The sequence below is a fragment of the Parvibaculum sp. genome (assembly GCF_045863935.1).
Lineage (GTDB): Bacteria > Pseudomonadota > Alphaproteobacteria > Parvibaculales > Parvibaculaceae > Parvibaculum.
The window spans coordinates 87,125-100,188 of record NZ_BTVP01000002.1 but is presented as its reverse complement, the minus strand read 5'-3'; the positions used below and the strand labels follow the sequence as shown (position 1 = coordinate 100,188).

Annotated in this window: 10 protein-coding genes, 2 tRNA genes and 1 riboswitch; of the genes, 5 read left to right on the top strand and 7 right to left on the bottom strand. The window is 63.4% G+C overall.

Translation table 11 applies throughout. From position 1 onward, the window contains the following. Nucleotides 1-88 precede the first annotated feature (88 nt). The 4 genes from ACKUUH_RS01730 to ACKUUH_RS01715 all read right to left on the bottom strand — a co-directional run bounded on the left by ACKUUH_RS01730 (nt 89) and on the right by ACKUUH_RS01715 (nt 4,653). Complete coding sequence (locus ACKUUH_RS01730) at nt 89-1,324, bottom strand: pyridoxal phosphate-dependent decarboxylase family protein (protein ID WP_407948116.1); 1,236 nt, start codon at nt 1,322-1,324, stop codon at nt 89-91. 55 nt (nt 1,325-1,379) lie between these two features. Next, nucleotides 1,380-1,916 (bottom strand): YcnI family protein, encoded by a 537-nt coding sequence (locus ACKUUH_RS01725; RefSeq protein WP_407948115.1) that lies wholly within the window; start codon nt 1,914-1,916, stop codon nt 1,380-1,382. Between the two features lie 116 nt (nt 1,917-2,032). Beyond that, a complete protein-coding gene (locus ACKUUH_RS01720; RefSeq protein WP_407948114.1) occupies nt 2,033-4,168 on the bottom strand; it encodes a TonB-dependent receptor family protein in 2,136 nt (711 codons plus the stop codon). 83 nt (nt 4,169-4,251) lie between these two features. Next, a complete protein-coding gene (locus tag ACKUUH_RS01715) occupies nt 4,252-4,653 on the bottom strand; it encodes a DUF2946 family protein (RefSeq protein ID WP_407948113.1) in 402 nt (133 codons plus the stop codon). Between the two features lie 143 nt (nt 4,654-4,796). On the opposite strand from ACKUUH_RS01715, the gene ACKUUH_RS01710 reads away from it, so the two are divergent. Beyond that, nucleotides 4,797-5,645: an enoyl-CoA hydratase gene (locus ACKUUH_RS01710; protein ID WP_407948112.1), complete on the top strand. Its 849-nt coding sequence runs from the start codon at nt 4,797-4,799 to the stop codon at nt 5,643-5,645. A 69-nt stretch (nt 5,646-5,714) separates the two neighbouring features. On the opposite strand, the gene ACKUUH_RS01705 is transcribed toward ACKUUH_RS01710, so the two are convergent. Together ACKUUH_RS01705 and ACKUUH_RS01700 are read right to left on the bottom strand one after the other, a co-directional pair. Continuing rightward, entirely contained in the window at nt 5,715-7,697 is a 1,983-nt protein-coding gene (locus ACKUUH_RS01705) for a TonB-dependent receptor plug domain-containing protein (RefSeq protein WP_407948111.1), read from the bottom strand. Nucleotides 7,698-7,831: 134 nt separating this feature from the next. After that, a riboswitch (cobalamin riboswitch) is annotated at nt 7,832-8,071 on the bottom strand. 33 nt (nt 8,072-8,104) lie between these two features. Continuing rightward, entirely contained in the window at nt 8,105-8,740 is a 636-nt protein-coding gene (locus ACKUUH_RS01700) for a glutathione S-transferase family protein (protein WP_407948110.1), read from the bottom strand. A 99-nt stretch (nt 8,741-8,839) separates the two neighbouring features. Between ACKUUH_RS01700 and ACKUUH_RS01695 the strand changes: the two genes are divergently transcribed. After that, nucleotides 8,840-9,016, top strand: coding sequence for a hypothetical protein (locus ACKUUH_RS01695; RefSeq protein ID WP_407948109.1), 177 nt, complete (start codon nt 8,840-8,842; stop codon nt 9,014-9,016). A gap of 71 nt (nt 9,017-9,087) precedes the next feature. Here ACKUUH_RS01695 and ACKUUH_RS01690 read toward each other — a convergent pair. Continuing rightward, a tRNA-Pro gene (locus ACKUUH_RS01690) sits at nt 9,088-9,164 on the bottom strand. A 180-nt stretch (nt 9,165-9,344) separates the two neighbouring features. Between ACKUUH_RS01690 and ACKUUH_RS01685 the strand changes: the two genes are divergently transcribed. The 3 genes from ACKUUH_RS01685 (at nt 9,345) to ACKUUH_RS01675 (ending at nt 12,986) form a co-directional block, all read left to right on the top strand. Further along, nucleotides 9,345-9,419 (top strand) — tRNA-Gln (locus tag ACKUUH_RS01685). 266 nt (nt 9,420-9,685) lie between these two features. Next, nucleotides 9,686-11,188: a flavin-containing monooxygenase gene (locus ACKUUH_RS01680; RefSeq protein WP_407948108.1), complete on the top strand. Its 1,503-nt coding sequence runs from the start codon at nt 9,686-9,688 to the stop codon at nt 11,186-11,188. A 163-nt stretch (nt 11,189-11,351) separates the two neighbouring features. Then, nucleotides 11,352-12,986: a flavin-containing monooxygenase gene (locus ACKUUH_RS01675; protein WP_407948107.1), complete on the top strand. Its 1,635-nt coding sequence runs from the start codon at nt 11,352-11,354 to the stop codon at nt 12,984-12,986. The last annotated feature ends 78 nt before the right edge of the window (nt 12,987-13,064 follow it).

The window sequence follows — 13,064 nt, the reverse complement described above, 5'->3', positions numbered from 1 at the left end:
AACGCCCCACGAGGCAAGTTGCGTAAGCGTATGAGTAGGGCCCGCCTTCCACCCCCCCCGGGGAGGCGGGCTTTTCTCGCGGGTGGCGTCAGCTATAGCGCGCCTCGCGCTTCTTGCCTTCATTGCCCGCCTTCACTTCGCCGAGCGCCCATTCGATATCCGCGAGATAGGTGTCCGCCACGCTCTCATGGAAGGGCGAGAGCATGAGGTGGAGGCCCTTGGGCTCGGTGGTGAGGCTCGTGAACCAGCCGCGCTCGAAGAGCTTGCCCCAGACGGCGAAGGGGTCGACCTCGTCATGGGTGAAGGAGACGATGCCGAGCTGCGGCTTGCCGAGCACGCGGAAGCCGAGCTTCGCGATACCCGCCTCGATCGCTTCGCGCGCGTTTGTTACCTGTTTGTGCTTCGCGCGGTAGCCTTCCTCGCCGAGAAAATTCATCACCGCCCAGGCCGCCGCGATGGCGCCGCCCGGCCGTGTGCCCGCGAGTGTCGGCGTGACCATGCGCCCGCCCGGCCAGTCCGCGCAGTCGAAGATCATGTGCGCGCGCAGTTCCTCCGAACGGAAGAGGACGGTGGAGGCTCCCTTGGCGCAGTAGCCGTATTTGTGGAGATCGGCGGACATCGACATGACGCCCGGCACCTCGAAGTCGAAGGGCGGAACATCGCCGCCATTCATGCGCACGAAGGGCGCGATGTAGCCGCCGACGCAGGCATCCACATGGAGCCAGAGCTTCTTCTTTTCGGCGAGCGCGCCGAGCCTTTCGATCGGGTCGATGAGGCCATAGGGAAAGCAGGGTGCGGAGCCGACCATCATGATGGTGTTGCCGTCGGCCGCCTCTTCCATCGCCTTCGGATCGGCGAGAAGGTCCGCGCAAGGGATGCGGCGGATTTCGATCTCCATCATCTTCGCCGCCTTGTCGAAGGCGGGATGCGCCGACCAGGGCGCGACGATGTTGCATTGACCCGCGACGCCTTTTTCCTTGCGGGCATAGTCGCGCGCGGTCTTCACCGCCATGGTGATCGAGTCCGTGCCGCCCGACGTGATGTTGCCGGCGGAACCTTCCGGCCCGTGGAGAAGGCCGAGGCCCATGGAGACGACTTCGTCTTCCATCTGCTTCAGGCTCGGAAAGGCCATGGGTCCAAGGCCGTTCTCCGACATGAACATCGTGTAGGCCTCTTTCTGGACCTCAGCGACATCGGGACCGGCATTGAAGACGTAGACGGCAGTCTTGCCCTCGCGCCATTTGACGTCGTGCGAGCCGCGCGTCTCCATCTCGGTTTTCAGCTTGCCCCAATCGGTGCCCTGTTTCGGCAGCGTCACGCCCATCCTGTCCTCCTGTCAGTCGATTGGAGGCAGACTAGCAGATAGGCGCGGGGACGCATCAATGTTGGTGTTCGTGACCCCCGTCATGGTGGAGCATGAGGCTCGGTGCCGGATGGGCGAGCGAATGAGGATCGGTGCCGGGCATCGCGACCTCGTCCCAGGCGATAGCACCCTTCTCGCAAGCCTGCTCGACCGGGAAGAAGAGCATCATCACTTCCTTGTCGCCGGGCAGTTTCATCGTCAGCGCGAACTCGTCGAACATGTCGTCGGGCAGCGGGCCGCCCTCCCATGTGACGCTGACGACGCCTTCCGAAACGGGCTTGCCGTGAACCTCATAGGTCTGGGCATAGGGAGCGGTTTCCGTCTTCACGCTCCAGCCGTGCTTCGGCTGAGGTTTCACCGAGATGACGCCTTCGGGGATGCGGACGGTGACGGCGGTCGTCGCCGAGCCATCGCAGCCATGCGGCACGCGGAAGGTGGCCTTGTAGTAGGCGCCGGCCGTCGCCATCGGCTGATCGAGAACGACATGCGCGGCGGCGGGCGAGGCGAGGGCGAGGAGGGCGGCGAGGAGCGTGCTTTTTCCGAGATGTTTCATGATGCTTTCCTTTGAGCGTCATTGGCGGCGAAGCGACCCACCGGGGCTGGGTGTGCGTGGATCGCTTCGCCGGACCGTTCCCGCGAGGCCGGAACGGTCATTCCTTCAATGACGGATTAAAACGAAACCTTGATACCGGCGAACACGCTTCGGCCTTCGCCCGGATAGAAGACGTTGGTCGCGGCCGTCGCGGCATCGGTGATGTTGCTGTAGGTCGAGATGTAGTGCTTGTCCGTCAGGTTGCGGGCATCGACGAAGAGACGCAGGCCCTTGGCGAGATCGACGCCGCCTTCGAGCCCGAGCGTCGCGTAGCCGGGCGCCTTGAGACGGTTCGCATAATCGACATAGCCGCCATCCGGCACCCATTCGACTTTCGGCGCGATGTCCCAGCCGAGGCCGTTCGGCGCAGGCGACTTGTAGCGAAGCGCGGCGACATAGACATGGGGTGGCATGCCCGCGAGCTTGTTGTCGCCATAGACGGGATCGCCGTCGAAGGAAAAGTCGCTGAACATATAGGCTTGTTCGAAGAGGACGCGGGCCCCCTCCGGCAGAACCTCCTTGAGCCCCATCGTACCGATGTCGAGCGTGAGGGAGGCCTCGATACCCTGATGGATCGTGTCGCCGGCATTGAAGGTGGAGGCCGGGATGCTTGGGCTGACCGTGTAGTTGATGAGTTCGTCCTTCACCCATGCGCGGTAGAGCGCGATGTCCCACGCGACCGTGCCCGACGTGCCGCGCGTGCCCACTTCCGCCGTAACGGCGCGCTGCGGGTCGAGCGGCACGAACTGGAAGACGGTCGCCTGCACGAGTTCGGAGAAGGTCGGCGGTTCGTAGCTCCGCGTTACGTTGCCATAGACCTGCGCCGCTTCGGTGACATCCCAGAGAATGCCCGCCTTGGGGCTCAGCGAACTGAAGTCGGTCGCATCGCTCTGTGCGGGCGCGAGGTCGTTGGTGAACTTGCGATAGGAATGGATCGCCTGCAGCCCGCCGACGACTGCGACAGTCTCGACCACATAGAAATGATTTTCGGCATAGAGTTTGATGTTGGTGGAAGTCTGCGTGCCGCTGGCCTGAAGCGCGCCGCGCGATCCGGCGAGATTGGTGTATTGCTTCGCATCGACTTCGCCCCAGGCGAGGTCGCCTCCCAGCGTCAGCACGTTGCGGTGACCGGCAAGCGCGCTCTCCAGATTGTAGCGCGCGAAGAGACCGGCGAGCGGCCCGCGCTGGTCGAGAACACGGAAGATCGGGTGATAGAGACGCTTGTATCCGACATAGCCGCCGAAATCGATCGTCGCTCCATCGTCGATGACGAGCGTGGTCTTGTTCGCGACGCGAACGGAACGAACGTTGCGCTGCTGGTTGAGCGCGATATTGCCGGGATTGGCGAGTTCCGGGTTGTTCTCTGCCTGGGCGAGCGTGAGCGTGCCGGGAAGTTCCTGGTCGACGATATTGGAGGTGAGATAGAAGCGGGTCTCCGCAGCGTCGTTGAAACGGTGGCCGATATTCGCTGCGAGGCGAATGCTTTCCTCCGCCTCCTGCTGGCGGAAGCCGTTGACATGGTTGGCGCTCATGGCGGCGAAGAAGTCCGTCGCGCCGAGAACGCGCGCGGTCTCGGTGTGGATGCGCGCGGTGCCGTAAGAGCCGCCTTCGAGGCGGACAAGATTTTCCGCTTCCGCCGTGTGGCCGGTCGGTGTGACGAAATTGATCGCGCCGCCAAGCGTGGATGCGCCGAAGCGCAAGCCGTTGCCGCCCTTGTAGACCTCGATGTGCTGCGCGATGAGCGGATCAATCTCCTGGAAGTCGGCCGCGCCGTCGGCAAGGTTGTAGGGCACGCCGTCCTGCAGCAGGTCGAGACCTCGCATGTGGTACGAACGGGAAAGGCCGGAACCGCGCACGGAAAGCCGCACCTCCGCGCCGAAGCGTTTGCGCGCGTAAACACCGGGCGTGAAGTCCATCACGTCCTCGAAGTTGTGTGCGTAGAGGTCCTGGTATTTCGCCGCCGGAACGAGGGAAACGGCGCCGGGGAGGAGCGAGAGCTCTTCCTGCGCCTGCGCGACGCCGGGAACGGTGAGCGTACCCGAGGGGAAGGCGGGGGAACCGAGACCCGAAAGCGGATTGACCGTATTTTCGGTCTCTCCGTGAACGACGATCTCGGGAAGTTCGATGCTCTCGCTCCCGGCGAAGGCGGGAGCGGCAAAGGCGGAGACGAACGCGGCCAGCGCCACGCCCCCAAAGCGGCTGAAATATTTCATGTTGCCCGACTAATGATGCGCGCCCGCAAGCGGCGAGCCGCTGCAGGCGTCGTTATGAAGGAAGGATGGAAGGACGCACCGCGTCAGGCGGGCGGTGCGCGGGGATGGCTGTCGGTGAGGACGACGCCCGAGAGGGCGGCGAAGGCGACAAGCAGCGGAGCGGGAAGCGCCCATTGCTGCGAGGGAAGGGAGAACATCGCGGTAAGGGCCGCCGCGCCGCAATGATGAATGCAGATGCTGCAATCATGCGAGGCCGAGCCGGGAGAGGCCGGCTGTTCGACGGGGTTGCCTTCCTCGTCGATAGTGACGGTCTTCCAGACGCCGCCCGAGCAGATGACGGTCTCGAAGAGGCCGTCCGTCGCCGGGTTTGCGAGCTGGAGCGCGAGGGGCGAGGCGAGATGGAAGAACATCGCAAGCAGCGCCAGCACCTGAACGGCGCCGAGGCGAGCGAGCGGCCTTTGGCCATATGCCTGTGTTTTCCCCATGAAAAAACCATACGCCGCGGACGGCCGGAATGCCATGCCCTCGCAAAGCGCAGTTTGTCGCATGGCCCCCGGTTGCGCCTATACTCTCCGCAAAGCTGGAGGAACAGGGGCCCGAACAGAGGCCGAAGCAGAGGGAGGAGAACATGAGCGCTTATGAAGACCTCACATACGAGGTGAAGGATCGCGTCGCCCTGCTGACGCTCAACCGCCCGGACAAGCTCAATGCCTGGACGGCGGCGATGGAAAAAAGTGTGAAGCTGGCCATGGCGGCGGCGGTTGCGGACGAGAATGTTCGCGTCATCGTGGTGACGGGTGCCGGGCGCGGCTTTTGTGCGGGCGCCGACATGAACCTGCTGCAGTCGATCAAGCCCGGCAAATGGGAAGACCGTGAGCTTGCGACGGCGTCGCGCGAGGAGAGCTTCGATTTCGCGAGCGGCCTCGGACCCGATGTGAGCCCGCATTATGGCGGCCGCTTCGGCTATCTGATGCAGGTGAAGAAGCCGATCATTGCCGCGATCAACGGCCCGGCGGCAGGACTCGGTCTCGTCTTCGCGCTCTATGCCGACATGCGCTTCGCGGGCTCGGAAGCGAAGTTCACGACCTCCTTCGCAAGCCGCGGCCTCATCGCGGAGCACGGCGTTTCATGGCTGCTGCCGCATCTCGTTGGCCCCGCGCGTTCGCTCGACCTTCTGATGTCGGCGCGCAAGGTGATGGCGGACGAGGCCGCGAGCATGGGGCTCGTCAACAAGGTCTTCCCGCAGGAGAACTTCATGGCGAATGTCATGGATTATGCGCGGATGCTCGCCGAAACCGTGTCGCCGAGGTCCATGGCTGTCATGAAGGCGCAGATATGGAAGGCGCTGTTCCAGAACTTCAACGAAGCGTTGGAAGTGGGCGACAGCGAGATGCAGAAAAGCTTCGGCAGCGCCGACTTCAAGGAAGGCGTCGCGCATTTCGTGGAGAAGCGTGCGGCGAATTTTACCGGGCGATAGTTGCCGCGGCGGAAATGAATAAGGCGCGGGGAGCGATCCCCGCGCCTATTGTTTTGCAGCAGGCGTTCCTCAGAAGGTTACTTCGACGCCCGCCAGAGCCTCGATGCCCGGCGCCACAAAGCCGTTGGCCGGCTCGTAATGCGCGTCGAGCAGGTTGTTCACCCGCGCGGTGAGTTTCACATTGTCCGTGAGGCGATGCGATCCGGCAATGTTCACGACCGTGTAGGGTCCGGGATCGACATAGAAGCCGAATCCGTCGCGCGGCACGTCGCGATAGATGTCGATCCATTCCGCATTGCCCGACAGAACCGTGCCGGGAATGAATTCCCAGCTCGCCGTGAAGCCGAGCTGGTGACGCGGACGGCGCACCATCGTACTGGTGAAGCTGTCCGCCTTCAGGATCGTCAACGTGTAGTCGATGCGGGTCGTGAGTTCAGCAATCGGATTGAATTCGATGAAGGTTTCGATCCCTTTCGTGTCGAACTCATCGACATTGACGGACGTTGAATTGCCAAAGGCGTCGTAGACGATGACGATTGCATCTTCAATTTCGGTGTCGAACCAGGTTGCGCCGGCCGTCGCCTTGCCGCCGAAGAAGCCTTGCTCGATACCCACCTCCCAGCCCTTGCTCTTTTCGGGCTTGAGGTCCGGATTGCCGGTATAGACGCCGGAGGGGAAGCCGCCGAACGTGTTTATGTCGAAGCCGAAGCGTTGATAGAGCGACGGTGTTTTGAAACCCGTGCCATAGGACAAGGTTAGGCGCGTGTCCGTCTCCGGATGGTAGTAGCCGGGGGCGATGGTGAAGGTGAAGCGATCATCCATGTCTTCCGGCATGTCGTAGCGCGTGCTCAGCGTGGCGAAGAAGCGCTCGCCGAAGGTCATGTGATCGCCCGCATAGACAGCGAAGGCGTCCGTCTGCGCATCGGAATTGAGATCGATGACGAAGCCGCCGAGGTCGCGGAAGCCGTCGGACTCGAACTCATCCCTCGTGTAGCTGCCGCCGAAGGTGAGGAGATGTTCGGGCGTGAGATCGAAGGCATTGTCGATCGCGAGCCTGAGCGTCGTGCCTTCATTGCTTGCGCGGTCGAGATAGACCGAGCCGCCGGGATCCGGATTGTCGGTCGAGTCGGACTTCTGCACCGTATAGCCCGCAGACAGTCTCGGCCGCCACTTCCCGTCGAGGAAGCGGCCCGAGAGATCGCCCGAGAGGAAGAGCCGTCGCGATTCGAAGACGCTGTCGAAGTTCTGATAGACGCTGACGAAGCCGGCGGTCGAGCCGTCCGCATCCGTGTCCGCTTCGGCATCGGTGTATTGCAGGAAGACCGAGCCGCTCACATTCTCGTTGAACGTCGTGGCGATGCGGCCCGACGCCGAAAGCGTTTCGGTGCCGTCCTCTTCTTCACCGCGCGCATCGCGAAGGCGCGCGGGCGTGATGTCGTTGCCGTCCGTATCCTCGCGCGAGAGCGACAGGAAATAGTCGGTCGCGCCGAAGCTGCCGCCCGTGCTCGCATAGGTGTTGAGCGTGCCGAGCGTGCCACCCTCGACGCGGAGCGTGCTGCGCGGATCGCTCGTGCCGGACTTCGTGATGATGTTGATGACGCCGCCAAGCGCCTGGCTGCCATAGAGCGAGGATTGCGGCCCGCGCACCACTTCGATGCGCTCGACATTGTCGAGCGGAATGCCGGCAAGGTTCGCCGCGCCGCCAGGCGACGAGGGATCGTTGATCGGCGTGCCGTTCACGAGAACGAGCGTCTGGTTGGAATTCGCGCCGCGCGTGAAAACGGAAGTGACGGTGCCGCGCGAACCCGACGGCACGACATGGAGCCCGGGAACCGAGCGCAATGCGTCGGTGATGTCCTGGTACTGAAACGTCTCGATCTCTTCGGCGGTGACGATCGTGTAGGAGCTTGCCACTTCCTTCGTGGGAATGGGCTCGACGCCGCCCGAAACGAGCAGCTCCTCCGTTACGATCGCTTCTTCCGCATGTGCGGATGCGGCGGCAAATGCCGCCAGTGTCAGGGCAGCAACGGCCCCCCAGCCTTTGATAGTCATGGAACAGGTATCCTGTCTCTCTGGCGCGGCCACCCCGGCCGCATGGCGCCGGTGCGCGGGAGAGAGACGGAAAACGGAAACCCGAAAGGCGTAAGCCCAAGGGTCGACGTCCCCCTGGCAGACCCCCGGCCACGGCAGATGACGAACCCGGTGGCAGGTCTCCTGGCTCGCGGGTCATCGGCGCCGTTCCGTCTTCCCGGGATGCCGGCCCGCGAACGGACCTTTGCAGCCAGTGACATTGTTGGAACGGTGCCTCGCCGCTTACAGTTGCGGGGGCAGCCAGGGCATTGGCCTTGCGGGCCTCACCCTGTTCCCTCTTGCCTCCTCGGGACGCCCTTGCGGGCCCCCTCGGAACCATCGAGTGGCGGCATCATAGGGGGGAGGGAGCCTCTGTCAAACTTGCCGTTTCACGCCTTGGCGCTCGGCCGCGCGGAAACGGCCGCATGCCAGCGCAGGAGGTCGGTGTGCTCCGGCTTCGGCTCCTGCTTCACCCATTTGGCGAAATCGACGCAGACAAGAGCCGTGATGTCGGCGAGGGAGAACGTGTCGATGGCGATGTAGTCGCGTCCCTTGAGCCGCTCGTTCAGCATCTCGAAGAAGCGGGTGAGGCGCTGCGCACCCCGCTCGGCCAGCGCCGGGATCTGCGGAAGATCGAGGGGGCCGGGCAGGGCGCGGCCCACCATGCCCTTGGAGGTGTTGCGAAGGACTTCGGCGATGGGCATGAAGCCTTCGAATTCGATTCGCGCATTCCAGCTGAAGACGAGGCCTTTTTCGGCGGGCGTGCGGCCGAGCAGTGCGGGCGCGGGCTTCACCTCCTCGGCCCAGGCGGCGATGCCGATATTCTCGGGGAGGATCGTGCCGTCTTCGAGCTTCAGCGCCGGCACGGTGCAGGCGGGGTTGATCTTGCGATAGGCCTCGCCGAGCTGTTCGGCCTTGGTGAGGTCGACCTGCACGGTCTCATGGGCGATTCCCTTTTCCGCGAGCAGGATGCGCGCCCGGCGGGGGCTTGGCGCAAGGGTGAAGTCGTAGAGCGTGACGGTCATGGGGGTTCCTCGCAATTTTCTTCGTTAACGGCGCCGGGCTGGCCCGCGATTTGCTGACGTTAGCGGATGCTACTCAACAGATAGAGGGGATGTCTTGTTATGAAACCGTTTCGGCTGACCCACCTCCGGGTGGCGGTCTCGGCAATGGTGCTCGGTCTCGGCGCCGGCGCATCGGCCTTCTTCATGAGCGCGAAGCCAGCCTATGCCTGCGCGCCCGGCGGTGGCGGCTCGCTCGGCAACCTGCTCGACATCATCGGCCGTATTTTCGGCTGGTAAGGCGAAGGCAGGGCCCCTGAAACGAACAAAGGCTCCCGCGCCGATAAGCGCCGGGAGCCTTCATTTTCGATTGGTCGGAGTGAGAGGATTCGAACCTCCGACCCCCTCGTCCCGAACGAGGTGCGCTACCAGACTGCGCCACACTCCGCCGCCAATTCGAGGCGGCGTTATAGCCGCCAAAACCCGTGCCCGCAAGCGCGATCGGGGGCCCTGACCGGCAGTTTCCGCTGGAATCGGCGGCCGGGCCGCCCGGTTGCACCCTTCAGGGGATGCCGGTATGTTCCGCCGCGTTTCGCGAGGCCGCCCGCTTGAGGCTTCCGGGCCCTGCTGGGGCGTAGCCAAGTGGTAAGGCAGCGGATTTTGATTCCGCCATTCGGAGGTTCGAACCCTCCCGCCCCAGCCAGATTTCCGCGGTCGCGCGCGCATTCCTAGCGCCGGATGGCTGGCGGAGGCCGCCGGGAATCGCCCGGTTTTTCCGAATATATTCAGTCTACTGACAAAATGGAGCCGCCGAGAGAAGGCTTTGCCGGAGGCGGGGCGTCCGACCCTGCGTCAATTTGGTCTGCCTGGGGCAAATTTAGGGTATTGACCCTAGATTTCAGGGCCTCAAGATAACCTCAACGGAAATCCGGCGACCCAAAGAAGCGCCGAGCGAGGAAGGTAGAGGACATGTCAGGAACAGAAACGCTTACGAAGCCGGCATCGGCCCAGAAGACCGAACATTTCGACGTCTTGATCGTCGGAGCGGGTATTTCGGGCGTCGGTGCCGCCTATCATCTGCAGGAACAGTGCCCGGAGAAGACTTTCGTCGCGCTCGAGGCTCTCGACAGCTTCGGCGGCACCTGGCACATGCACCGCTATCCGGGCATCCGTTCGGACAGCGACCTTTATACGTTCGGCTATCGCTTCAAGCCCTGGACGGGCACGCCCATCGCCACGGCGGACGAAATCCTCACTTATATGAAAGAGGTGATCGAGGAGAACGACCTCAATCGCCACATTCGCTACAACCACCGCATCTCCACGGCGAAGTGGTCGAGCAAGGACAATCTCTGGACAGTCTACGCGATCGACAAGAAGACCGGCGAGGAGCGCCGCTTCACCGCGAACTTCCTGTGGATGTGCCAGGGCTACTACCGCCACTCCGAGGGCTACACGCCCGAGTGGCCGGACATGGACAAGTTCAAGGGCAAGATCGTCCATCCGCAAACCTGGCCCGAAGACCTCGACTACAAGGGCAAGAAGGTCCTCGTGATCGGCTCCGGCGCGACGGCGGCGACGCTCGTTCCCGCCATTGCCGGCGATTGCGAGCATGTGACGCTTCTGCAGCGCTCGCCGACCTATTTCATTCCCGGCCGCAACGAGAACGAGCTTGCCGACCGGCTGCGCGTGCTGGGCGTGGACGAGGCCTGGATCCACGAGATCACGCGCCGTGAAATCCTGCACAATCAGGCGGAATTCACACGCCGCTCCTTCGAGGAGCCCGAAGTGGTCCGCAAGGAGCTGCTCGATGCCGTGCGCCTGTTCCTGCCGGAAGAAACCGTGCAGAAGCACTTCACGCCGAGCTATCGCCCCTGGCGCCAGCGCATCGCCTTCGTGCCCGATGGCGACATCTTCCAGGGCATCGCGTCCGGCAAGGCCACCGTCGAGACCGACGAGATCGAGCGCTTCACCGAGAAGGGCATCCTGCTGAAGTCCGGCAAGGAACTCGAAGCCGACATCATCATCACGGCGACGGGCTTCAATCTCAGCGTGCTCGGCGACATCGACTTCGACATCGACGGCAAGCCGCTCAACTTCGCCGACAGCGTGACCTATCGCGGCATGATGTTCACCGGCGTGCCGAACATGATCTGGATCTTCGGCTATTTCCGCGCAAGCTGGACGCTCCGCGTGGACCTGCTCGGCGACTTCGTCTGCCGCTTGCTGAAGCACATGGACGAGAAGGGCGCGAAAAAGGTGACGGTGGCGTTGCGTAAGGAAGACAGCAACATGCCGCTGCTGCCCTGGATCGATCCGGAGAACTTCAACCCCGGCTACCTCATGCGGAGCATGGACCTGCTGCCCAAGCGCGGCGACAAGCCGGAATGGCAGCACACCCAGGATTACTGGGTCGAGAAGGATCAGCTCCCCGAGGTCGACCTCGACGGAGCCGAGTTCCACTACGAATGAGGGGAAGACCGGAGCCGGAGCGTCTTTCGAGACGTTCCGGCTCCGGCTATCCTGCCCACCCCTGCGGCAACGATACGCCGCGACCCGAAAAGCCGTTTCTCCTTCTTGTGTCTTTTGTTGCCCGGTCTAGAGTTGAGGCAACAAGAAAAGAGGGAGGACTGAAATGGCTGCTCAGGGAGAAGGCGCGCCCGCGCGCGCGAAATCCGAACAATTCGATGCCGTGATCGTCGGCGCAGGCTTTGCGGGCATGTACATGCTTCATCGCCTGCGCGGCCTTGGCCTGACCGCGCGCGTCTTCGAGGCGGGCGAGGGCGTCGGCGGCACCTGGTACTGGAACCGCTATCCCGGCGCGCGCTGCGACGTCGAAAGCCTCGAATATCAATATGGCTTTTCCGACGAGGTTCAGCGAGGCTGGACGTGGAGCGAGCGCTATGCCGCCCAGCCGGAAATCCTGCGTTACCAGAATTACGTGGCCGACAAGCTCGACCTTCGCCGCGACATGCGCTTCGAGACGCGCGTGACGTCTGCGACCTATGACGAGCACACGGGCCTTTGGGCGGTCGAGACCGACAAGGGCGACAGCGTTTCCGCGCGCTTCTGCATCATGGCGACGGGTTGCCTCTCCGCCGCCCGCGTGCCCGACTTCGCGGGACTTCAGGACTTCGAAGGCGACTGGTACCACACCGGCGGCTGGCCGCATGAGGGCGTCGACTTCTCGGGCAAGCGCGTCGCCGTCATCGGGACAGGCTCGTCCGGCATCCAGAGCATACCGGTCATTGCCGCGCAGGCTTCTCACATGACGGTCTTCCAGCGGACGGCGAACTTCACCCTGCCGGCCGGCAATCGCCCCCTGACGCAAGGCGAGATTGCCCGCTCTAAGGAGACGCTGCTCGAAGACCGCAAACATGCGCGCGAGACCCCCGGTGGCATCATCTGCTTTGAATATAGCGAAACGCTGGCCGAAGACATGACGCCGGAAGCGCGCCGGAGGGAACTCGAGACGCGCTGGAACCAGGGCGGCTTCGCTTTCCTCGGTGCGTTTGGCGACCTGATGGCGACCCACGAGGCAAATGACATCGCCGCCGATTTCGCCCGCGCGAAGATGCGCGCATCGGTGAAGAATCCCGACGTCGCGGAGAAGCTTCTCCCCTTCGATCATCCGGTTGGCGTGAAGCGTCTCTGCCTCGATACCGACTACCTGCAGACCTTCGACGAACCGCATGTCGATCTTGTGGATGTGCGCGAGACGCCGATCGAGCGGATTTCGAAGAAGGGCGTCGTCTGCGGCGGCAAGGAATACGAGGCGGACGCCATCGTCTTTGCGACGGGCTTCGACGCCATGACGGGCGCGCTGCTCGCCATCGACATCACGGGCCGTGGCGGCGCGAAGCTCAGGGAGAAATGGGCGGCGGGACCGCGAACCTATCTCGGGCTCGGCTCCGCGGGCTTCCCCAATCTCTTCTTCATCACCGGCCCCGGAAGCCCCTCCGTGCTCTCCAACATGATCGTATCGATCGAGCAGCATGTGGACTGGATCACGGATTGCGTGAAACGCCTGACGGAAGGAAATATCCGCTTCATCGAGCCGACGCGCGAAGCGGAGGACCAGTGGGTCTCGCATGTGAACGAGCTCGCGAGCGCGACGCTCTATCCGCAGGCGAACTCCTGGTACATGGGCGCGAACATTCCCGGCAAACCGCGCGTCTTCATGCCCTATACCGGCGGCGTGAATGTCTATGGCGAAAAGATTGCGGAAGTCGCGGCTGCCGATTACGAGGGCTTCCGGCTCGGCGCCTGAGAAGGACGCCGCACCTCCAATATGGACCTTGTGACCCCTTTCCCCGATGGCGCCCGGTGCCGACACTGGCGCGTCATT